14 protein-coding genes and 1 riboswitch are annotated in these 22,923 nt (G+C 44.4%); of the genes, 8 read left to right on the plus strand and 6 right to left on the minus strand.

Features of this window, described 5'->3' with window-relative positions; genetic code table 11:
- Positions 1 to 815: 815 nt before the first annotated feature.
- Positions 816 to 2,147, minus strand: a complete 1,332-nt coding sequence (locus R7127_RS24760; RefSeq protein WP_104979770.1) for a cation:proton antiporter — start codon at positions 2,145 to 2,147, stop codon at positions 816 to 818.
- A 191-nt stretch (positions 2,148 to 2,338) separates the two neighbouring features.
- Between R7127_RS24760 and metH the strand changes: the two genes are divergently transcribed.
- Positions 2,339 to 6,019: a methionine synthase gene (metH, locus tag R7127_RS24765; RefSeq protein WP_172563478.1), complete on the plus strand. Its 3,681-nt coding sequence runs from the start codon at positions 2,339 to 2,341 to the stop codon at positions 6,017 to 6,019.
- Positions 6,020 to 6,105: 86 nt separating this feature from the next.
- Here the strand turns inward: metH and lysC are convergent, their stop codons facing one another.
- Complete coding sequence (gene lysC, locus R7127_RS24770) at positions 6,106 to 7,458, minus strand: lysine-sensitive aspartokinase 3 (RefSeq protein ID WP_017821324.1); 1,353 nt, start codon at positions 7,456 to 7,458, stop codon at positions 6,106 to 6,108.
- A gap of 101 nt (positions 7,459 to 7,559) precedes the next feature.
- A riboswitch (Lysine riboswitch) is annotated at positions 7,560 to 7,738 on the minus strand.
- Between the two features lie 220 nt (positions 7,739 to 7,958).
- Here lysC and R7127_RS24775 point away from each other — a divergent pair.
- Complete coding sequence (locus tag R7127_RS24775) at positions 7,959 to 9,080, plus strand: pyridoxal-phosphate-dependent aminotransferase family protein (protein WP_005381245.1); 1,122 nt, start codon at positions 7,959 to 7,961, stop codon at positions 9,078 to 9,080.
- A 59-nt stretch (positions 9,081 to 9,139) separates the two neighbouring features.
- On the opposite strand, the gene R7127_RS24780 is transcribed toward R7127_RS24775, so the two are convergent.
- The 4 genes from R7127_RS24780 to R7127_RS24795 all read right to left on the minus strand — a co-directional run bounded on the left by R7127_RS24780 (position 9,140) and on the right by R7127_RS24795 (position 15,637).
- Positions 9,140 to 10,921 (minus strand): PglL family O-oligosaccharyltransferase, encoded by a 1,782-nt coding sequence (locus R7127_RS24780; RefSeq protein WP_031779063.1) that lies wholly within the window; start codon positions 10,919 to 10,921, stop codon positions 9,140 to 9,142.
- Positions 10,922 to 10,988: 67 nt separating this feature from the next.
- Positions 10,989 to 13,811 (minus strand): excinuclease ABC subunit UvrA, encoded by a 2,823-nt coding sequence (gene uvrA / locus R7127_RS24785; protein ID WP_005381241.1) that lies wholly within the window; start codon positions 13,809 to 13,811, stop codon positions 10,989 to 10,991.
- Between the two features lie 149 nt (positions 13,812 to 13,960).
- Positions 13,961 to 14,833 carry a UTP--glucose-1-phosphate uridylyltransferase GalU gene (galU, locus tag R7127_RS24790; protein WP_005381239.1) on the minus strand — a complete coding sequence of 291 codons (873 nt, stop codon included), beginning with the start codon at positions 14,831 to 14,833 and terminating at the stop codon, positions 13,961 to 13,963.
- A gap of 159 nt (positions 14,834 to 14,992) precedes the next feature.
- Positions 14,993 to 15,637 (minus strand): LuxR C-terminal-related transcriptional regulator, encoded by a 645-nt coding sequence (locus R7127_RS24795; RefSeq protein WP_033907423.1) that lies wholly within the window; start codon positions 15,635 to 15,637, stop codon positions 14,993 to 14,995.
- A 277-nt stretch (positions 15,638 to 15,914) separates the two neighbouring features.
- Between R7127_RS24795 and R7127_RS24800 the strand changes: the two genes are divergently transcribed.
- The 6 genes from R7127_RS24800 (at position 15,915) to mshL (ending at position 22,796) form a co-directional block, all read left to right on the plus strand.
- On the plus strand, positions 15,915 to 16,454 hold the full coding sequence (locus tag R7127_RS24800; RefSeq protein WP_005381235.1) for a single-stranded DNA-binding protein: 540 nt from the start codon (positions 15,915 to 15,917) through the stop codon (positions 16,452 to 16,454).
- A gap of 242 nt (positions 16,455 to 16,696) precedes the next feature.
- Entirely contained in the window at positions 16,697 to 18,706 is a 2,010-nt protein-coding gene (gene csrD / locus R7127_RS24805) for an RNase E specificity factor CsrD (RefSeq protein WP_005381201.1), read from the plus strand.
- An 11-nt stretch (positions 18,707 to 18,717) separates the two neighbouring features.
- Positions 18,718 to 20,163, plus strand: coding sequence for a hypothetical protein (locus tag R7127_RS24810; protein ID WP_005387799.1), 1,446 nt, complete (start codon positions 18,718 to 18,720; stop codon positions 20,161 to 20,163).
- Positions 20,160 to 20,810 carry a type II secretion system protein GspM gene (gene gspM, locus R7127_RS24815; protein ID WP_005381197.1) on the plus strand — a complete coding sequence of 217 codons (651 nt, stop codon included), beginning with the start codon at positions 20,160 to 20,162 and terminating at the stop codon, positions 20,808 to 20,810. Before R7127_RS24810 ends, gspM begins: the two co-directional genes overlap by 4 nt.
- Complete coding sequence (locus tag R7127_RS24820) at positions 20,803 to 21,135, plus strand: hypothetical protein (protein ID WP_005381196.1); 333 nt, start codon at positions 20,803 to 20,805, stop codon at positions 21,133 to 21,135. Before gspM ends, R7127_RS24820 begins: the two co-directional genes overlap by 8 nt.
- A 20-nt stretch (positions 21,136 to 21,155) precedes the next feature.
- Positions 21,156 to 22,796 carry a pilus (MSHA type) biogenesis protein MshL gene (gene mshL / locus R7127_RS24825; protein ID WP_054702646.1) on the plus strand — a complete coding sequence of 547 codons (1,641 nt, stop codon included), beginning with the start codon at positions 21,156 to 21,158 and terminating at the stop codon, positions 22,794 to 22,796.
- The last annotated feature ends 127 nt before the right edge of the window (positions 22,797 to 22,923 follow it).

Here is a 22,923-nt window from a genome sequence, read left to right on the forward strand (position 1 = left end):
GGTAGTTCAGTTGGTTAGAATACCGGCCTGTCACGCCGGGGGTCGCGGGTTCGAGTCCCGTCCACTCCGCCACTTATATTAAGATTAAGCCTCAGTCGAAAGACTGAGGCTTTTTCGTTTTAGTTCCCCGACTTACCTTAAATCCACTTTCATATTGAAACCTTGCATCTGGAGTTACACTACCCTCTTCACATGGTTTTAATACCGTTGTGAACGAGCTAGCACGTAACTCTGTGCCTTAGTCTTATTCCGATACCAAGCTCTAACCAAAGCTCCTTTTATTCGATATTAGAAAATCTAGTTATGTGACAGAGTTTAATTGTTTGAAGTGTCGCTTGTTTCTAATTTGAAAACAGGAGGACTTTGAATACAAGTTTAGTCTCACTGAGTTCAAGAGGGAGGGATTTAAACTTCCGTTAAGGCTTTGCTACCTGGGTGCCAGCTCAGTTTTATCTCGGTGAGGTTTCTAACCCGTTTGGGTTCTGAACGCAATCACCCTAAATGTCTCTTTCTCATAAAAATACAAACTCGCTCATTGCTAAGTATTGTGGAAGTTTAGCTTTGATGTTTGCGAGGAGCCTATATTGCCAAGGGAAGAGAAGTGATACAGATGAAAATGGGTAAATTAAAAGACTCGTCTATGAATACTATCTATCGGCAATAGTTAGTATCTATGAAAATGTAGCGTAGCGATTCTTCGTATATTTGATGGTATATCAAAGAATAAGGAGCCTTCGTTCTTGAAGGGAAGTCTGAAAATTAGTTATGAAAAAAGCAGCTAGGTAGCTGCTTTTTATTTATTAAGTTACGTGTCTTTAAGAGTCCACTGGCTCCGTATGCTCTGGAGTGGTTATTGCTTGGTTGTCCTCTTCCATCTTCTTCTCTTCAGCTTTTGCTTTTTCAATCATTGGGGTGATTGTTGAGCCTTGAATGAGGATAGAGAAAACAACGACGGAGTAGGTCATCACAAGAATAATCTCTTTTACATCGATTAACTTATCTTGAATCACCCAAATACCAGATGGAATGGAAAGTGCCATTGCCAATGCAAGGCCCCCGCGTAAACCGCCCCACGTCAAAATACGCACTGACCATGGATTATATTTTCTGTAACGTTTAAAGCCTATGTAAGAAAGAAATACACTTAGATAGCGAGCTGCTAGTACAAGAGGGACTGAAATAGCCATCATGATCCAGTCTTCTTTGTGGAATTCAAATAGCAGCATCGACATACCGATCAGTAGGAATAACACGCCATTCAAGAATTCATCAACAAGCTCCCAAAAATGGTCAAGGTGATCTTCACTCTCTTTTGAAAAGCCAATAAAGCGTGTCCAGTTGCCAATCATAATACCGGATACAACCATTGCGAGTGGGCCTGATACATGGATGTATTCAGCAAATGCGTAACCTGCCGTTGGGACACCAATGGTAAGTAACAATTCCATTGAGTGATCATCGGTGGCACTGATCAAGTAGTGGAATAGCAAACCGAGGACGAAACCATATGTGATACCACCGATAGCTTCTTGGATGAAGAGTAAGGTGACACTACCTACAGTTGGTGCCTCAGTGCCAAATGCAATCGTAAATAGAGTGACGAAGATAACCAAACCGAAGCCATCATTGAAGAGCGATTCTCCTTCAATCTGAGTGGAGATACGTTTAGGAGCATCTAGTTTTTTCACAATAGCCAATACAGCGATTGGGTCAGTTGGCGATATTAGAGCACCAAATAGTAAGCAGTAGACCAAATCAAATTGGATGCCAATTAACTGACAAAACCCATACAGCGCAAATCCAATAAAGAACGTGGAAAACAGTGTGGCTCCAAGGGCTAAAACAGTGATCTCCCACTTTTGATCTTTAAGGTTCGGGAGTTTGATGCCTAGTCCACCAGCAAATAGTAAGAAGCCAAGAATGCCTTTGAGCAAGAAATCTTCGAAGTTAATCCTTGTGACTGTCTCCGTCGCAATTTCGGTGAGATGGAACCAGTTGTTTTGACCCGCAATTAAGATTAGAAGTGAAAGCACCATTGAACCTGCAGTAATCGCAATGGTGGTTTGCATCTTTCCTATCTTGCTGTTTACAAAAGCAATTAGCATCGCAGCTGCGGATAGAAAACATAAAGTATGATAGACCGACATAGAGCTCTCTATTTGTAACATTTTATGAATGGAATTCTCGGCTGATGCTGCTTAAATAGCAAACATTTTTTCGTGATTATTTTGTAAGTTAAGAAGGAGATAAAATAATCATTAATTCCACGTTTAGACGTCTAGACTCCTGAAGTTTGTGTGATAGGATGGAAAGATAACTAAAGGAATGAGGCTGTACTGTGGGAAGTAACGTAAGACAACAGATTGAAGCTCAATTGAAGCAACGTATTCTTTTGATTGATGGTGGTATGGGAACCATGATTCAAGGGTACAAACTTGAAGAGCAAGACTATCGAGGAACGCGCTTTGCGGATTGGCATTGTGATCTAAAAGGTAACAACGACCTGTTGGTTCTAAGTCAGCCTCAACTTATCAAGGAAATTCACGCTGCATATTTAGAAGCGGGTGCAGATATTCTTGAGACCAACACTTTTAACGCAACAACCATTGCGATGGCTGACTACGAGATGGAAAGCCTAAGTGAAGAAATTAACTTTGCAGCTGCCAAGCTTGCACGTGAAGTTGCAGACGAATGGACCGCAAAAACACCCGATAAACCACGTTATGTCGCAGGGGTTTTAGGGCCGACAAACCGAACTTGTTCTATTTCTCCTGATGTAAATGACCCCGGATATCGAAATGTTTCTTTCGACGAGTTAGTTGAGGCTTACTCTGAATCGACTCGAGCGCTTATTAAAGGTGGTTCAGACCTTATTCTTATCGAGACCATCTTCGATACGCTTAACGCTAAGGCTTGTTCATTTGCTGTTGAAAGTGTGTTTGAAGAGATGAGTATTGAGTTACCTGTGATGATCTCGGGGACTATTACTGATGCTTCCGGTCGGACATTATCCGGTCAAACCACAGAAGCGTTTTACAACTCATTACGTCATGTTAAACCGATTTCGTTTGGTTTGAACTGTGCACTTGGTCCAGATGAGCTGCGTCCTTATGTTGAAGAGCTCTCTCGTATATCAGAATCTTTTGTTTCCGCTCACCCAAATGCTGGGCTTCCGAATGCATTCGGCGAATACGATTTGTCGCCAGAAGATATGGCTAAGCATGTTAAAGAGTGGGCTCAAAGTGGCTTTTTAAACTTGATTGGTGGGTGTTGTGGTACAACTCCTGAGCACATTCGCCAAATGGCACTCGCGGTTGAAAATATCGCCCCTCGTCAATTACCTGAACTTCCCGTTGCTTGTCGCTTGTCTGGCCTAGAGCCACTCGCGATTGATAAAGACTCTTTATTTATCAATGTCGGTGAGCGTACGAATGTAACCGGTTCTGCGCGTTTTAAGCGCTTGATTAAAGAAGAACTGTACGATGAAGCGCTCGATGTGGCTCGTCAACAAGTTGAAAATGGCGCTCAAATTATCGATATCAACATGGATGAAGGCATGTTGGATGCACAAGCTTGTATGGTTCGCTTTTTAAACCTTTGTGCGTCAGAACCTGAAATCTCAAAAGTACCAATCATGGTTGACTCTTCCAAGTGGGAGGTTATTGAAGCCGGTCTTAAGTGCATCCAAGGAAAAGGCATTGTTAACTCGATCTCTCTCAAAGAAGGCAAAGAGAAATTCGTTGAACAAGCTAAGTTGATCCGCCGTTACGGTGCGGCTGTGATTGTGATGGCGTTTGATGAGATTGGGCAAGCAGATACACGTGAGCGCAAAGTAGAAATTTGTACCAACGCTTACCGAATTCTTGTTGATGAAGTGGGCTTTCCACCAGAAGACATCATTTTTGACCCAAACATTTTTGCCATTGCTACGGGGATCGAGGAGCATAATAACTACGCGGTGGATTTCATTGAAGCCGTTGGCGATATCAAACGTGATTTACCACACGCGATGATCTCGGGTGGTGTTTCTAACGTCTCATTCTCTTTCCGTGGCAATAACTATGTACGTGAAGCGATTCACGCGGTGTTCCTCTACCACTGTTTTAAAAATGGTATGGATATGGGGATTGTGAATGCGGGTCAGTTAGAAATCTACGATAACGTGCCTGAAAAATTGCGTGAGGCTGTGGAAGATGTCGTTCTTAATCGTCGTGATGACGCCACTGAGAGATTGTTAGATATCGCGGCGGAATATGCAGGCAAAGGGGTAGGTAAAGAGGAGGATGCCTCTGCACTTGAGTGGAGAACTTGGCCTGTTGAAAAGCGCTTAGAGCACGCGTTAGTGAAAGGAATAACTGAGTTCATCGTTGATGATACCGAAGAGGCTCGTGTCAACGCTTCAAAGCCATTAGAGGTGATTGAAGGCCCACTAATGGATGGGATGAACGTCGTCGGAGACTTGTTTGGTGAAGGTAAAATGTTCCTTCCTCAGGTCGTAAAATCTGCCCGAGTGATGAAGCAAGCAGTCGCGCATCTGGAGCCCTACATCAATGCAGAAAAGCAGGTGGGACAAACAAACGGTAAGATTTTGCTAGCGACGGTCAAAGGTGATGTACATGATATCGGGAAAAATATCGTAGGCGTTGTATTGCAGTGCAATAACTACGAAATTATCGATCTTGGTGTCATGGTTCCTTGCGAAAAGATCTTAAAAGTAGCGCAAGAAGAAAACGTCGATATTATTGGTTTATCAGGGTTGATCACGCCTTCATTAGACGAAATGGTGCATGTTGCCAAAGAGATGGAGCGTCTCGACTTTAACTTACCTCTTCTCATCGGTGGCGCAACAACGTCAAAAGCCCATACAGCAGTTAAGATTGAGCAAAATTACAAGCATCCAGTGGTTTACGTGAACAACGCCTCACGTGCAGTGGGCGTATGTACTTCTCTTCTGTCAGATGAACGTCGCCCTGAATTTGTTGAAAAACTTGAAGCTGATTACGAACGAGTACGTGATCAACATAATCGAAAGAAACCGAGAACCAAACCAGTGACATTAGAAGCGGCTCGAGCGAATAAAGTTGCTATCGATTGGGAAGCTTACACCCCTCCAGTGCCTGTTAAGCCTGGCATTCATATCTTCGATGATTTTGATGTGGCTATATTACGTCAATACATCGATTGGACACCATTCTTTATGACTTGGTCACTTGTGGGTAAGTATCCAACAATTTTCCAACATGAAGAAGTTGGTGAAGAAGCAAAACGTTTATTCGAAGATGCCAACGAGATACTTGATCGAGTTGAGCGAGAAGGTCTGTTAAAAGCGCGTGGAATGTGTGGCTTATTCCCTGCTGCTAGCGTGGGGGACGACATTGAAGTTTATGCTGATGAAACTCGTACCGACGTTGTGAAAGTATTACGTAACTTGCGACAACAGACCGAGAAACCAAAAGGATTCAACTATTGTTTATCCGACTACATCGCACCTAAAGAGTCGGGTAAGCATGATTGGATAGGGGCATTTGCTGTCACTGGTGGTATTGGTGAACGAGAGCTTGCTGATGAATACAAAGCACAGGGAGATGATTACAACGCAATTATGATTCAAGCGGTGGCGGATCGCCTAGCCGAAGCGTTTGCTGAGTATTTGCATGAGCGTGTCCGTAAAGAAATTTGGGGTTATGCTGCGGATGAAGATTTATCTAACGATGATCTCATTCGTGAAAAATACCAAGGTATTCGCCCTGCACCAGGTTATCCAGCGTGCCCTGAGCATACTGAAAAAGGACCGCTTTGGGAGCTACTTAATGTGGAAGAGAATATTGGCATGACTCTAACCTCCAGCTATGCAATGTATCCGGGTGCGTCAGTATCTGGTTGGTACTTCTCTCATCCTGACTCACGTTACTTTGCGATCGCACAGATCCAAGAAGATCAGCTAGAGAGTTACGCCGATCGTAAGGGGTGGGATAGGATCGAGGCTGAAAAATGGTTAGGGCCAAACATTAATGGTTAAATTGATGTTTACCTCGTCCAAATATAACAACTAATGAAACAACAAAGGGCTGCAGATACGCAGCCCTTTGTTTTATTGAGTTGAACTTACTTCTCAAACAACTCCGTGTGGAGTTTTTGTATGGCTTGTTTCGATACCGATTCATGGAGCAAGAAGCATAAGTTGTGAGGGCTAGCGCCATAACAAATCATGCGTAGGTTAAAATCTTCTAGCGTGCCAAAAACCTGTTTCGCGTAGCCTTTACTCTCACTCATGTTGTTACCAATGAGAGCAACGAGGCATAGGTCATGTTCAACTTCTACCTTACATAACTCTTCTAACTCCTCTCGTGCAGCTTGCGGCAGCTGTGGTGCTCCGCCAGATGTATCAGTTTGATCAAGTGTTAACGATACACTGATTTCAGATGTCGTGATCAAATCGACAGAGATCTTATGCTTTGCAAGGATCTCAAAGACCTTTGCTAAGAAACCGTATGCGTGGAACATATTGGCGCTGCGTAGCGTTACCATGGTTTGGTTACAACGCAAAGCTAGCGCACGGAATAACGGTGAGCTTTCGACTTGGTGGCGAATCCAAGTTCCCCCTTTTTCAGGCTCTTTCGATGACCCCACAAATACCGGAATGTCGTGGCGCAATGCAGGTACTAGCGTAGAAGGGTGAAGGATTTTAGCGCCAAAGTTAGCCATTTCTGAAGCTTCACTAAAGCTGATCTCAGGAATTGGTGAGGCTTTTGGCGCAATTCGCGGGTCTGTTGTGTAGATGCCCGGAACATCAGTCCAGATTTCTAACCCTGCCGCTTTGACGCTCTCAGCAATTAAGGCGGCGCTGTAATCGCTGCCTCCTCGACCTAGTGTTGTTGTATTACCGGCTTCGTCAGATCCTATGAAGCCTTGAGTAACAACAACGGATTGTTGGCAAAGTGGTACGAGTTTATCTTGCGCAAGCGTCGAAATTGCTTCAATGTTTGGCTCTGCGCGACCAAAGTTGTCATCAGTACGCAGCACATCGCGGATATCAAAGCGCACAGCTTGAATGCCTCGCTCACACATTAACTGAGTTAGAATATGCGTCGACATGAGTTCGCCACATGCGACTAAATGATCGGTTAACTTCGCACTAGCTTGGATAGATGCAGCCTCGGCCAGGCTGGTTACGGTATCTAATATGCCATACACCTCGGCAGCAGTTTTCGTGCTGTCTTCGAGCTGAGTTAAAATGGCGTCATGAATGTTGGCCAGATTTTGCAGCAGCTCAGTACGGTGCGTTTGATCCTGAACACCGTTGGCGAGTTCTACCAATAGGTTGGTGACGCCAGAGCAAGCGCTGCTCACGACCAGGCGAGTATTTGGATTGTTTTCGATAATGGTGGCGCAACGACTCATTGCCTCAAAGTTGGCAACACTGGTTCCACCGAATTTAGCTACGTTAAATGCGCTCACTGCGTTCTCCCACGACTTCCTAAAAAATTGTACATCCAATGTTTAGTGAGAAAAGGAACAGAGCAAAAAGAGAGGTATTTAGAATGCTATTTGAAAAATTTACCCTCAGAAGCCCTTCATCAGACTGCGCTGATGACAGTTGATGGGATTCAGCCCAATTCAACCGACAAGTCAAATCCTGCAACTTTGACTTACCTCGGCACTACTCCCCCTCAATGATTGGTGTTGGAATTGCGGTTCCACAAATCATCTACCTGGGTAGCGCTCCTCTTCTACATAAAGCTCAAACATTGAACGGTTTTGAGGCCTTAATGTCAATCAATATTTCAACCGTTATGGTGTTTTTTATTAACGATTTTGTGACACTGGTTTGACCTCCATACTTACGGCTAATTGCTGATAGAGGAAAAATCTATTAGGGTGAAGAACCCTACACCTGAGCCATGTTATTGAATAGAACTTTTAGAATGCTCAGGATAAAAGATAATCAAGGAGCTGACATGTCGATCCAAAGCTTTATTCCGCCTCACCGTATTTTAATGGGACCTGGTCCTTCTGATATTTATCCTCAAGTGTTACAAGCACTAAGCCGTCCTACGGTAGGTCACCTTGATCCTCTGTTTATCGGTATGATGGATGAGCTCAAGCAGCTATTGAAGTATGCCTTTCAAACTGACAATGAGTTCACTATTGCGGTTTCAGCGCCTGGTAGCGCAGGGATGGAAACCTGCTTTGTAAACTTGATCGAGAAAGGCGACAAAGTGATCGTCTGCCGTAACGGTGTATTTGGTGAACGCATGCGCGAAAATGTCGTCCGTGCTGGTGGCGAAGTTGTTATCGTCGATGATGAATGGGGGACGCCTGTTTCCATTGATAAAGTCGAGCAAGCACTCGAACAGCACCCAGATACAAAAATTCTTGCTTTTGTGCATGCGGAAACCTCAACTGGTGCAGTCAGTGATGCTCAAGCATTGGGTAAGCTGGCGAAACAGCATAATGCATTATCTATTGTTGATGCGGTGACATCGCTTGGTGGTGTGCCGTTAAAAGTGGATGAATGGCAACTGGATGCGGTTTACTCTGGCAGTCAAAAATGTTTGTCATGTGTACCAGGGCTCTCACCAGTGACGTTTTCTACTGCCGCGATTGAAAAGATTCAAGCAAGAACAACACCAGTACAGAGTTGGTTCCTCGATCAGAGTTTAGTTTTGGGGTATTGGAGTGGAGAAGGCAAGCGTAGTTACCATCATACGGCGCCAGTTAATAGCTTGTATGCGCTTCATGAAGCTTTATTGATACTGAAAAATGAAGGATTAGAAAACGCTTGGGCTCGTCACCAACTGATGCATGAAAAACTCAAAAATGGCTTACAAAAGTTAGGCTTTGAATTTGTTGTGGACGAAGCCCATCGGTTGCCACAATTAAATGCGATTTACGTGCCTGAAGGAATTGATGAAGCAAAAGTTCGTGCTCACTTGCTAGAAACCTATAACCTAGAAATTGGTGCAGGCCTTGGGGCATTAGCTGGTAAAGCGTGGCGTATTGGCTTAATGGGTTACGGCGCTCGATCTGAAAACGTTGCGCTGTGCTTAAAAGCGTTAGAAGAGTCACTCACTGAATAAAATCATACAGTAATGAGATAAAGAAAAGCGAAGGTCATCCCTTCGCTTTTTGGTATTTATTACTCAGCTCCTGAAGTGGGGGCTGGTGAGGCAGAGATTGCTTGAGAAGGTGGTTGGTAATTGACGTCACTGAAATCAATCTTCGGGAACAAAAACTGCGCTTCAGCTCTAATTTGCTCCGCTTTACTTGAGTCATCTAAGCCTTGGTAGGCCAAAATCAAATTATTATAAAATGCAGGGCGAGGCTTATCTTTGATGATTTTTAGCGACCAATCGATATAAGGCTTGATCAAGGTTGCGTCTTGTTGGTACAGCCCAAGGTTTAAAAACGTGCTATAGACATCCCAATCAAATCTGTCTTTCCAAACTACAGGGTTACTGACTTGATTCAGAATATCAGGGTTAGTTGGTCTAGTGGTCTCAAACTTCGTCAATACATAGTTCGTATGTAATGCGCTTACCATGTAAAACGTAAACGCAACGGGAAGTACCAAACTAAAAACACGCAGCAAGCTTTTGGTTACATTACTAAAGCCGACTTGTCGATAACGAGAGACGCGCTGATCGACCCAGTACAGTAGGATAACGAAGATCAACCAATGCACGAGAGAGTGGTAGAAAGGGTATTCCAGTTGCGAGTGCAATACGATAGGTATAAACAAGGCCAGCAACGCAAGACGAGTTCCGCGTTTGGCTTGATAGATTCGATACAGTACCAGTGCCATCGCTAAGAAGATGCCGAGTATTGGCAGCAAGCCACCTTCTACTCCCCAGTAAAGTAGCTCATTATGCGGATGATCCATGGCTGGCAAACCAGCTGGGTAATTCTCATTTAGGGCATGTTGACGAGCCGTATACAGCATGTACTCAGATTCAAACTTGCCATATCCATAACCAGTAAAAGGCTTTTCAATCACCATGTCTAATGTTTGTGGAAAAGTATACGCTCGAGGAGACTCCATATTTACTTTTTCTGCGGCTAACCCACCTCCATCAGGAAAGGCAAGATGCATGACAACGACTGAGAGTAAGAGCCCACTTACAAGTGACACAACCCAGCGGATAAAGCGCCCTTTGGTTGCAAAGCGGTACATGTATGGAATGACCAACAACACGGCGATGACCGAGGCTAACCAACCAGTGCGTGAAGCCAACGCCACAATTAGTGGTAAAGTTAAAACTGGTACGGCATAGAGAAGGTAAACATCGCTTAACTTACGATCGTATTTGTAGGGCTGACGTGCAAGTAAATAGCTGGCAATCACCAACCCTGTCGCAAGAAAGCTGGCCATTACATTGGGCTGTTGGAAAATACCATAAGGACGATTGGCCACCGTGTCGTAACCAAACGGATTGCCTGGTTTGAGATACAGATATTGTGTCAAACCAAAAATGGCTTCGATAACAACCGCAAGGACAATGAACCATAATAGGCGTTGGCGATGTTTATTACTGAAATGAAATTGTTGTAAGACAATAAAGAACAGGACACCACACCACAGGCCAATGAGCTTATTGGCTGCCAAACTGCTATTCGCATTTGGGTACAGAATGGGCACCGTCATGATAAGAGTACTAATGAACAAGCCGATGGTTAGTTTTGAGTAACGTAGTACTCGATTATTCGCAAGTTGGTAACACCCAATGCCTAATGCAAAGCTAAAAGCAATCCAAGTTGTCGCATTGAACGAAAGCGAAAGCCCCGAACCGCCGGGGTTGGGCATGAAAAAGTGCATTGCCAACACAAATAGTGTTGCCAAGGCAATGAGAAACTTGCGATTGAGGGGAACCTGTACTTTTTCGGGAGAAAGCTTTGTTCCACTTACATGTATAGTAGCCATAGTTATTGCGTTGTTTTGAATGAAAAAAGACCAGCACTTGCTGGTCTCGATACTTTACCTGTTTTTTCTACTTCAACATAGGCTTGAGGAAGTGAGCTGTGTGCGAACCCTCGATTTGCGACACATCTTCCGGAGTGCCTTGAGCGATTATCTCGCCGCCACCCTGACCCCCTTCAGGACCAAGATCGATAATCCAGTCCGCAGTCTTAATGACGTCCAGGTTATGCTCGATCACCACGACAGTATTTCCGTGGTCGCGAAGTCTGTGCAGTACAGTGAGCAACTGCTGGATATCATGGAAGTGAAGGCCGGTTGTTGGTTCATCCAAAATGTACAAGGTTTTTCCTGTATCACGTTTGGATAGCTCTCGCGCCAGTTTCACACGCTGTGCTTCACCACCGGAGAGTGTTGTTGCCGCTTGACCCAATCGTATGTACGACAAACCCACATCCATCAGTGTTTGTAGTTTGCGAGCGATGGCAGGAACTGGATCGAAGAAGGTGCGTGCATCTTCGACCGTCATTTCTAGCACTTCATCAATAGTTTTACCTTTGTAACGTACTTCGAGCGTTTCACGGTTGTAGCGTTTACCTTTACACACATCACATGGCACATAAACATCTGGTAGGAAGTGCATTTCTACTTTGATAACACCGTCACCCTGACAGGCCTCACAACGACCACCGCGTACGTTAAAACTAAAACGGCCCGGTTTGTAACCGCGAGAACGCGACTCCTGTGTGCCTGCAAACAGTTCACGGATTGGTGTAAAGATCCCCGTATAGGTTGCAGGGTTAGAGCGAGGTGTACGGCCAATTGGGCTTTGATCGATATCGATGACTTTATCGAAGTGCTCTAGACCTTTAATCGATTTATAAGGTGAAGGCTGAGCCGTTGTCGCTCCGTTAAGTTGGGTATGCGCAATTTTAAAGAAAGTATCATTAATCAGCGTTGATTTACCTGAGCCAGATACTCCTGTAATACAGCTGAATAACCCAACAGGAATTGAAAGGTTAACGTTTTTAAGGTTATTACCTGTTGCGCCTAATAGCTCAACCGTTTTTTTCGGATCTCGCGGCGTGCGATCTTTCGGTACTGCGATTTCTTTAACACCACTTAAGTACTGACCTGTCAGAGAATTCGGATTCGCGACTATCTCTTCCATGGTGCCTTCCGCAACAACATTACCACCATGTACGCCAGCACCAGGACCAATATCTATGACATGATCTGCACAGCGAATCGCATCTTCATCGTGTTCTACCACAAGTACGGTATTACCTAAATCGCGCAAATGAGTCAGTGTTTTTAGGAGTCGTTCATTATCACGCTGGTGGAGGCCAATCGACGGTTCATCCAGAACATACATCACACCAACAAGACCTGCACCAATTTGGCTTGCTAAACGAATACGTTGAGCTTCACCGCCTGATAAGGTTTCCGCACTGCGTGATAAGTTTAGGTAGTTCAAACCGACATTAACTAAGAATTGCAGGCGGTCGTTGATTTCCTTCATCACTTTTTCAGCGATTTGGGCGCGTTGACCTTCCAGTTTCAAGGAATGGAAGAATTCCAATGCATCAGCAATGCTGAGTTCAACAATCTCAGGTAGTGTCGTATCAGCAATAAACACGTTACGTGCTTCAAGGCGTAGACGAGTACCGCCACAGCTTGAACAAGATTTAGTGGAGATGTATTTCGCAAGCTCTTCACGGACAGAGTTGGATTCTGTATCACGATAGCGACGTTCTAGGGTATTCAGAATACCTTCGAATGGATGACGCTTAACGCGAATATCGCCACGATCGTTGATGTATTTAAACTCAATCTCAGTACGACCTGAGCCCTTTAGAATGACATCTTGCGTTTTCTTTGGCAGAGAATTAAAAGGGGCATGGAGGTCAAAACCATAATGATCGGCCAATGAGGTGAGCATTTGGAAGTAGTAGTAGTTCTTTTGATCCCAACCGCGAATCGCACCTTGTGCCAAGCTTAATGAATCATCTTGAATGACTCGACTTGGATCGAAGTATTGTTGAACACCCAAACCATCACAAGTGCCACATGCACCAGCAGGGTTGTTGAATGAGAAAAGTCGCGGCTCTAACTCTTGCATGCTGTAACCACATTGTGGACAAGCGAAGTTGGCGGAGAAAATAATCTCTTCACCGTCGCCATCCATTGGCGCGACAACCGCAATTCCGCCTGATAATTCGAGTGTTGTCTCGAAAGATTCGGCCAAGCGCTGTTGTAAGTCTGGACGAACTTTAAAGCGGTCTACCACAACTTCAATGGTGTGCTTTTTATGTAGTTCAAGGGTTGGAGGATCGGAAAGATCGCAAGTTTCTCCATCAATACGCGCACGAATAAAGCCTTGAGCCGCTAAGTTCTCAAGCGTTTTAACATGCTCACCTTTACGTTCTTTGACAATAGGCGCCAATAGCATCATTTTGCTGCCTTCCGGCATCTCTAGGACTTTGTCCACCATTTGGCTGATGGTTTGCGCGGCAAGAGGGGCATGATGCGTTGGACAGCGGGGTTCGCCCACACGAGCATACAATAGACGTAAGTAGTCGTAGACTTCGGTAATTGTACCGACGGTTGAACGCGGGTTATGAGAAGTAGATTTCTGTTCAATAGAAATCGCAGGTGATAACCCTTCAATGTGGTCGACATCGGGTTTTTCCATCAGAGACAAAAACTGACGAGCGTAGGCAGAGAGAGACTCTACGTAGCGTCGTTGGCCTTCTGCATACAATGTATCGAAAGCGAGAGAGGATTTACCGGAGCCACTTAGTCCAGTAATGACAATCAGTTTATCGCGAGGGATTGTAAGATTAATGTCTTTAAGGTTATGGGTTCGGGCACCGCGAACTTCTATTTTATCCATCGTTTTTGCTCTATGTATAACCAAGTGGGGCAAGTATTACATAGTGTGAGAAATGTGCAAAGAAAATTACTGGATAAAAAAACAGTAAAGTAAAAAGCCCAGCGTTGTGCTGGGCTTTCGATACAGTAATTTCGTACTAAGACGATGCTTTATACTGCTTTTTGTGTTGCGTGCTTACCTAGCTCAGAGGTTTTTTCATCTTTTAGATACAGGTTTTCAAAACAATAGTTAGTTGCTTCGATGTAACCTTCAACGCTACCACAGTCAAAGCGTTTACCCTTGAATTTGTAAGCCAACACACAGCCCGCTTTTGCTTGCTTCAGCAGCGCGTCAGTGATTTGAATTTCACCACCTTTACCAGGTTCGGTGTTTTCGATCAGTTCAAAAATATCGGGAGTCAGGATGTAGCGGCCAATGATAGCAAGGTTGCTAGGCGCCGTGCCTTTCTCTGGTTTTTCTACCATGTCGTCTACGCGGTAGATGTCGTCTTTGATCATTTCACCAGAGATAACGCCGTATTTGTGTGTTTCTTCGGCTGGTACTTCTTGCACTGCAACGATAGAACAGCGGAACTGCTTAAATAGTGCCACCATCTGAGCCAGTACGCCCTCTTGCTCGTTCACACAAAGGTCATCAGCAAGAACAACAGCAAATGGCTCATCGCCTACCAATTCTCGTCCAGTTAGAATCGCGTGGCCCAAGCCTTTCATTTCGCGTTGACGTATATAAGTGAAGTTTGCAGATTCAATGATTTCACGGATATCTACCAACAGCTCTTCTTTGTTGGTACCGCTAATCTGATGTTCCAGTTCGTAGTTCTTATCAAAGTGGTCCATGATCGAGTGCTTGCCACGACCTGTCACAATACACATGCCGTTCATACCAGCTTGGATTGCTTCTTCGACACCGTATTCAATAAGCGGTTTGTTCACGACTGGCATCATCTCTTTTGGCATAGATTTCGTTGCCGGTAGGAAGCGTGTGCCATAGCCTGCAGCAGGGAACAGACATTTTTTTATCATTGGGGGAATATCCTATCTCGTTTTTATCAAGAATCTGCGCATAACTTTAACACGAGAGGTATCAATGAATCATGAATAAAGTAGGAAAAAATGTGAGACTCGGTGCGGAAAAAAGATGAGCGACTCGTCATTTCAGTTATCAGAGCCGCTAACATTGCATCACGACATTAAGTTTTGGTCTGCCCAGGCGATTGCCTGTACTCGGTTCTTTACGGATAGCTTTTTGAATATCTGATACAAGTGCGATTTGATGGTGAATTCACTGACGAATAACTCTTCGGCCATCTGACTGTTCGAGGCGCCAGCTTGTAGGCAACGCAGTACTTGTAGCTCACGAATGGTTAGGTCTACCGTAGCTGGTGCAGTATGAGTATTAATGACATTGCGGTAATAGTGTAAAAGTTGACTGGTTACATTACGCGGCAGCCAGTTTTGACCGTTAACAATGCCTTTTAACCCTTCTCCAATTTGCTCTAGCGTATCTTCAGAATAAAACACACCTTTTAATTGACCAAATGAAAGAAGTTCATCTGTGGTTAGTCTTTTAGGCACGTTGAAGACAACGGTTTCAAAGTTTTTCCATACAAGAGGCAAGTTTTTGATCGATTGAACAAGTGATTTATGTTCACTGAAGTCTATCAGTAGAATTTTATTACGGTGTTGTGGCTTGGCTTCCATGAGTGCTTCGGTTGAAATCACCGGGATGCTCATATCAATGTACTTTTCGAGTGCCGCCACTTTTTTTTGCGCATTATCTTCCATACTGATCAGAAATAGCTTTCTTGCGTAAGCCGACTTTCTCACGTGTTCCAATCTCCCTGGGTTCAATAGAAGCCATAAACTGGCATTAAAGAGAGGCCATAACCATCGCTTTACTGAATAAATGCGTTCGAATTCAAAGCTTCACGAAACGATGTCTGCAACGCGAATCAAAAATGCTACACACGTAAGTTGAAATACGATTTGGGTTCTAGAGGGTGACTCAATAGATCACAATGGTATTAGACTTTAATCAAAACATTAAAGCGTGCTATTCTAATGCGCTAAAATTTTATATATCCAGAGTGAAACGGAGCACATCATGGCCAGCCGTGGAATTAACAAAGTTATTTTGGTGGGGAATCTAGGTAACGACCCTGAAATTCGTTACATGCCGAATGGCGGTGCAGTAGCAAACATTACTATTGCGACTTCTGATTCATGGCGTGATAAAGCGACTGGCGAACAGCGCGAAAAAACGGAATGGCACCGTGTTGTGTTGTTCGGCAAACTTGCGGAAGTAGCAGGTGAGTACTTGCGTAAAGGCTCTCAAGTCTACATTGAAGGGCAACTGCAAACTCGCAAATGGCAAGATCAAAGTGGTCAAGATCGCTACTCAACTGAAGTCGTTGTTCAAGGCTTCAATGGTGTGATGCAAATGCTTGGCGGTCGTGCTCAAGGTGGCGGCGCACCTATGGGCGGTCAACAGCAGCAACAAGGTGGATGGGGTCAGCCTCAACAGCCAGCTCAGCAGCAGTACAATGCGCCTCAGCAACAGCAACCACAACAACAGGCTCCGCAGCAATCACAGCAGCAGTACAATGAGCCACCAATGGATTTTGACGACGATATCCCGTTCTAAATTCTGCTTATGCTTGAATCGAAAAGGCCGCGAATATCGCGGCCTTTTTTATTGTCGCAATCTAATGATCTCACAGGCTTATCTTGGCAAGGTTAGGCGTAACAATAAAACTTATCAATGAGTGTGATTTTCTTTATGCTCCAGCCTCTCACTATCAGACTAATCCGATTGTTTGATGAACTCTTATCAAGTATAAATATTTCAATAAGGTATATGATGAATAAAAAAGGAATTTGGTATTCATGAGGTATACCCCAACTCTTAAGTTAAGCACACGGCTGGTGGCCTTCGTCACCATGATCGTTATCTGCGCCATGTTTATCTTGTTTGTCGGTGGCACCCTCTCTTTTAAACGTCTTGGGCAGGAATATCTCACCCATTATTTAGAAGGGATCGTAGAGGTGGTCGACAAGGAGATGGAAGATCCTGACGCCGCTTATTCTATGCAGCGCTGGATGCCGAAAATGCTGCAGGCTTCCAATATTGTCGAAATGACGTTGTCGACCAACAACGCCGTTGTTTATCGCTTCAAAGATACTTCTCATCAAATGGAAGCGTCAGTCTTGTTTGAGGCTGAGTACCAGTTGACTCACAATCAAGATTACACGATTCACTTTAAAGCAATTCCCCCTTACTTAGGTTACAGCTACTCAATGCAGGCGCTTTGGTCGATCACGCTTGCCGTTATATTGATCATCTTCTGCTTAATGCGCGGCGTGGCATGGCTTAAGGAACAATTAGAAGGCTCCGAAATGCTCGAAGAGCGAGGCAGAATGATCCTGGCTGGTAGGGTGGAGCAGTATGCCAAAGGTGACAAAAAAGAATGGCCTTACACCGCCAGTGAAGCGCTCGATGTATTAATCGAAGAGTTACAAGATGCGCGTCAAGAGCGAAGCCGATTTGATACCTTTATTCGAACTCAAACCTTCCTTGATAAGCTAACCGGTACCGCTAACCGAGTGTTATTTGATAGCAAGTTGGAATCGGCGTTACTAGAAAGCGGGGCTCGCGGCGCCGTGTTGCTAGTTCGTATTCAAGACTGGAAACTGGTTGAAGAAGAGCAAGATAAGCAAATTACGGATGAGTTTATTGTTGAAGTTGGGAGTTTATTGTCCAATTTAGTTCAACGATACCCAGATGTTGTATTTTCCCGTTATTACGATGCTGATTTTGCGCTTTTTCTACCGCACCAAAGTGCGAAAGATGTGGCTAACCTTGCCTCGCAATGCATTCGCCAGTTAGAAAAGTTAATGCCGCCAGAGCCACTTGATCCAGACAACTGGTGCCATATTGGCATCACCACTTATAAAGAAGGTGAGCGACACAGCCAAATCATTGATGAAGCCGAGACTGCTTTGCGTAGTGCGCAACTACAAAATAACAATAATTGGAGTCGCTTCAAAAAATGGAACCACGATGAAGAAGCTCGCGGAAGTGTGAGGTGGAGAACGTTATTTGACACAGCACTTACACCTGAAAGTGTGATACTCTACGCACAATCTGTGCACCCAATAAGTGACGCGACGCATAAAAAATCATTATATGAAGAGTTAACATGTCGGATTCGCGATCCTGAGAATGGGATTGTTAAAGCATCTCGGTTCATTTCTGCGATCAGACAGGTTGGTTATGAAGCGCAAATGGATAAGTCGGTTATTAATAAATTCTTAAGAGAGTTTAAGGATAATTTTGATAACTCAAGATCGTATGCGCTCAATTTGAATGTAACGCCATTTTCTAACCGAGAGTACTTTAAATGGTTTCGTGATGAACTCTTACAGTTGTCACGTGAGCAGAGAAAGTGTCTCAGTTTTGAGTTTGTTGAAGCACAATTTGTAAGACACTTAGACTTTATGCGACCAGTCGCTAAAATGCTGGCCGGTTTAGGGTGCCACTTAATGGTTGGGCAGGCTGGGCGTACCATCGTCAGCACTCACTATTTAAAAGAAGTGGACATTCGTTACCTTAAACTTCATCGCAGTTTAGTAGCAAAAATCGACCAACGACATGAAAACCAGCTATTTGTCCGCAGTATGCTAGGTGCGGCGGCAAACAGTAAAACTAAAATTATAGCAGTGGGAATTGAGAATCAGAACGAGCTCAACACATTAATTGAGCTCGGGGTTTATGGTGGGCAAGGGCGTTACTTTTCTGCGGAGCAGCAGTTTCTTCCTCGTCCCCAAGCGTTGCCGAATTCTCAATCAGAATCCCAAGTTAAATTGGGAAGACGAAATCGCTGGCGGAAAAAATAAAGATAATAATCATGGATTTCAAAGCACTATTCGACAAGCTTAAGCGATCATCTAGTGGTGATCGCTCCTGCTTTTTGGTTATTCAGCCAGACGCCGTTTATTTATCATCTTCAATCAAAAGTAGTCGTCCATACCAATTTGATATTTCTGAGTCCAATTGGGAAAAAGCCGTTGAGCAAGCATTGAGCGTTGCAGCGAGTGCGTATGATTCATTAACGGTTATTCTTTCTCATAACTATTACCAGATGTACCAAATCGACAAACCGGTCATGCCGCGTCAAGAATGGCCAGCCGCATTACCGTTTTTGTTGAAAGAACTGATCTCTGAGCGCGCCATCGACATTATTGCCGATGCGGTCGAGTTACCGAATTCAACCAAAGTGCAAGCATACGTCTTATCGCGAAAAATATTGGATAAGATTGTGTTACTGGCCAGTCGAGCCCAGTTACCATTAGAAGCCATTCTTCCTGAAGACGATATTTGGGGAGAGACTGCTGGTGAACTAGGAAACTTCCTATTATTACAACGCAGTGTGCGTGGTCATTTCCGTATAAGCGCTTTTGTCGAAAATACTATTGCGTTCCACCGCTCTATTCGCAGTGTGACGCCACCGTTAACGGGGGTTCCGTCTAGCGATTTACAGATGGACAGTCTGTCGTTAGAACTGCAACGTTCGATTGACTATCTTTCATCTCAGTTACGCCACGTGCAATTACACCAATTGAAAGTGTGCTGTGATGAAGAGGATGAGAGCGAGCTTGTTCAGGCTCTGAACTACCGTTTAAGTACTAAGGTTTCACCGTTATTACCACCAGAACATGAGCTATCAGGGCATGTTTTGGCTGACACTGCGGCTACTTCAAATACTCGACGCGTCAACTTATATCCCGATTACTTAAAACCGAAAAAAGAGCTCCTGACGCTAAAAAATATCGCGTTATCTTGGGGCGTTGCGGCGGCTGCAATTCTATTTTCTTACGGTTATGTCACTTGGCAGAGCAGCGGTTTGGAAGATGAGATTGCTATTGTAAAAAGTAAAGGCGATATCATGAAGTCAGAGCTTGAACGTTATCAAGTCAAGCTACGTAAACATCAACCTGACAATAATAAGCTGGCAGCTAAAGCCCGCTTAGAGCGTGAAGTCAAGGCGAAGCGAGACTCGCTTAAAGCTGTCGGGAAATACGATGACTCGCAACGCACGGGTTACTCTGGCGTGATGCAATCATTAGCGAAGCTAGGAAACCAAGAAATTTCTTTGTCCGAAATTCGAATCAATACCCATACCTTAGATCTGAAGGGACTAGCGAAAAAACCGAGCTCAGTGCCAAATTGGGTCAGCCAATTTAAAAATGAAATTAGCTTGGTTGGCCGAACGTTTGACGACGTCAAAATAGGTCGAAATGATAAGGATATTGTGACGTTTGAACTAAAAACGCGCGAGGATAAAGAGAAATGAACGAATTCTGGCTCTCATTAGAAGGGCGCTTTGGCGAAATGAGTACGCGTGAAAAAGTGCTCACTGCATTGTGCGGTTTAGTTGTCGTAATCATGTTGCTCTTTACGCTGGTATTGGAGCCAAAGCTTAACGAGATCATCAGTAATGAGAGGCAACTAAGTAATTTAAAGCAAGCAAATCAAAAGATTGAAATCGATACGCTACGTATTCAGGCGCAACTTAAGAAAGATCCAAATGCTGAGATTGATCGCGCGATATCTAATCTGTTAGCTGAGAGTCAGCATCTTTCGATGCAATTAGCGGAGATCATCGAGCATCTTATTACACCTTCGCAAATGGCTGAGCTGCTTGAAAATGTGTTGGAGCAGCAAAGTGGCATTCACCTTTTGTCTCTGCAAACCTTGCCATCTGAGCCAATAACGGAAGATAAAGAAGCATCGCAATACTCTGGTTACTACGTGCATCCTGTTCGTATGGAACTGACTGGTGACTATTTTTCTATTGCTAATTATCTGAATAAATTGGAGAGCCTTCCTGCGAGTTATTACTGGCGAAGCTTTAGTTATAAAGTCGAAGAGTACCCGAAAGCGAAGCTTGTGTTAGAAGTCTACACACTAGGATCTAGAGAGGAGTTTATTGGTGGTTAACAAACTCATCATCTCATTGCTTGTTATGGCAGCGGCAGGAACCGCTTGGGCAAACCAAGACCCAACGGCCCCACTTGGTTGGGAAAAGCCAGCGGTTGAAACGTCAGCGAAACCAAAAGTTAAACGGTACCGACTGCCTAAGCTCAACAGTATTGTGTGTAAGCCAAGTACTGATTGTATCGCGATTATGGATAACAAACTTGTCGAAAAAGGCGAGCTATTTAAGGGTTATCGCGTCGCGAGCATTAATAGTGAATTTGTAACTTTAAAGCGTGGTAACCGTCAGTGGGACCTAGAGCTTTTTGATTTAAACGTAAAACAATAATAACCAGAGCCCGATCAGATATGCGCAAATTAGTTGTAGGAATAACGATTGCTTCTTTAATGGGATGTTCAATGGGTCATCGGAATCCAGTGGAAGTTAAAGAAGCGCTCAATGAATCGATCAATCAAGCGAACAGCCGCACATTGGAAGAAATCCCTTCTTCTGTTGAGGCAGACTTGATGCCAAATTTAGACTCGAACGTTGCATCAGAGCAAGGCACCTCGAAGCGTTTTCGTATTCAGGCGAATGCGGTCGATGCAAGAAGCTTTTTCGCCTCATTAGTGAAAGGCACTGAGTACAGCGTGGCGATTCACCCATCGGTACAAGGTAATATCACCGTCAACTTGTCAGATGTGACATTGGATGAAGTTCTGAATGTCGTACAGAATATGTATGGCTATGACGTGGTGAAGTCTGGCAAAGTTATTCAAATCTACCCAGCAGGTATGCGTACGGTGACCATTCCAGTCGATTACCTGCAGTTCAAGCGTTCTGGTCGCTCATTAACCAGCATTGTTACGGGCTCTGTAACCTCGGCTGGTACGTCTAATTCTGGTGGTAGCTCAGACAGTTCTGACTCGTCAGACTCTAACAATGGAAACAACAACGATAGCTCGACCACATCTACGGGCGGTACACGCATCGAAACCATCACTGAAAGTGACTTCTGGCCGATGCTGCAGCAAGCTGTTGCGAATCTAATTGGTTCAGGCAAAGGGCAAAGTGTGGTTGTAACGCCACAAGCGGGAGTTATTACGGTTCGAGCATTTCCAGATGATATTCGCGAAGTACGCGAGTTCTTAGGTGTATCGCAGGAGCGCATGCAGCGCCAGGTCATTCTTGAAGCTAAAATCCTAGAAGTGACGTTGAATGATGGCTACCAACAAGGCATCAACTGGTCAAACTTATCGGCGTCAATTGGTAACTCGGGTAGTATCGTAGTCAACCGCCCTGAATCGGCATTACCACCATTGGATGCGATTGGCACGCTATTGGGCGGTCAAACTAACGTGACTATCTCTGATGGTAACTTCAATGCCGTGTTGAGCTTTATGTCTACGCAAGGTGACTTGAACGTCCTTTCGAGCCCTCGTATTACCGCTGCCAACAACCAAAAATCTGTCATCAAAGTGGGTACCGATGAGTACTTTGTTACCGAGCTATCGAGCAATGCAGGCAACGGTGAAAACTCAAATGCAGTTCCTGAAGTAGAACTGACGCCATTCTTCTCGGGTATTTCCCTCGATGTGACTCCGCAAATTGATAACAAAGGCAATGTGTTCCTGCATGTTCACCCCGCAGTTATTGAAGTCACGGAAGAAGTGAAGCAATTGAACTTGGGCGGAGATTTCCAAAACATCCAACTGCCATTAGCGAAAAGCTCTATTCGTGAATCAGACTCGGTTATTCGTGCTAAAGATGGCGATGTTGTGGTTATCGGCGGGTTGATGAAACAGCAAAATCGTGAGCTTGTTTCTAAAGTCCCATTTTTGGGCGATGTACCAGCACTGGGGCATTTGTTCCGCAACGTAAATAACGTAACTGAGAAAACAGAATTGGTCATCTTGCTAAAACCGACCGTAGTTGGCGTGAACTCTTGGCAGAAAGAGCTAGAGCGCTCTCGTGATCTGCTGCAAGAGTGGTTCCCAGATGCGCAATAAGCGCTGGGAAAGGTTCTGTTTTTCAAAAGGTTTGTGATTCGAGTATGTACTGGCTTTGTTGCGTAATTCGATGGAACTAAATCAAGAAACTACGATCTGAGCGGCTACGCCCATCAATCGTCGTAGC

Origin of the sequence: Vibrio sp. 1159, from assembly GCF_033340395.1 — a bacterium.
In the GTDB taxonomy this organism is placed as follows: domain Bacteria; phylum Pseudomonadota; class Gammaproteobacteria; order Enterobacterales; family Vibrionaceae; genus Vibrio; species Vibrio alginolyticus.

Excerpts from the sequence above, each read along its gene's own strand:
- galU (WP_005381239.1), bottom strand. The coding sequence starts at position 14,833 with ATGATAAAAAAATGTCTGTTCCCTGCTGCAGGCTATGGCACACGCTTC.
- R7127_RS24800 (WP_005381235.1), top strand. The coding sequence starts at position 15,915 with ATGGCCAGCCGTGGAATTAACAAAGTTATTTTGGTGGGGAATCTAGGT.
- uvrA (WP_005381241.1), bottom strand. The coding sequence starts at position 13,811 with ATGGATAAAATAGAAGTTCGCGGTGCCCGAACCCATAACCTTAAAGAC.
- csrD (WP_005381201.1), top strand. The coding sequence starts at position 16,697 with ATGAGGTATACCCCAACTCTTAAGTTAAGCACACGGCTGGTGGCCTTC.
- mshL (WP_054702646.1), top strand. The coding sequence starts at position 21,156 with ATGCGCAAATTAGTTGTAGGAATAACGATTGCTTCTTTAATGGGATGT.
- R7127_RS24810 (WP_005387799.1), top strand. The coding sequence starts at position 18,718 with ATGGATTTCAAAGCACTATTCGACAAGCTTAAGCGATCATCTAGTGGT.
- R7127_RS24780 (WP_031779063.1), bottom strand. The coding sequence starts at position 10,921 with ATGGCTACTATACATGTAAGTGGAACAAAGCTTTCTCCCGAAAAAGTA.
- R7127_RS24775 (WP_005381245.1), top strand. The coding sequence starts at position 7,959 with ATGTCGATCCAAAGCTTTATTCCGCCTCACCGTATTTTAATGGGACCT.
- gspM (WP_005381197.1), top strand. The coding sequence starts at position 20,160 with ATGAACGAATTCTGGCTCTCATTAGAAGGGCGCTTTGGCGAAATGAGT.
- R7127_RS24760 (WP_104979770.1), bottom strand. The coding sequence starts at position 2,147 with ATGTCGGTCTATCATACTTTATGTTTTCTATCCGCAGCTGCGATGCTA.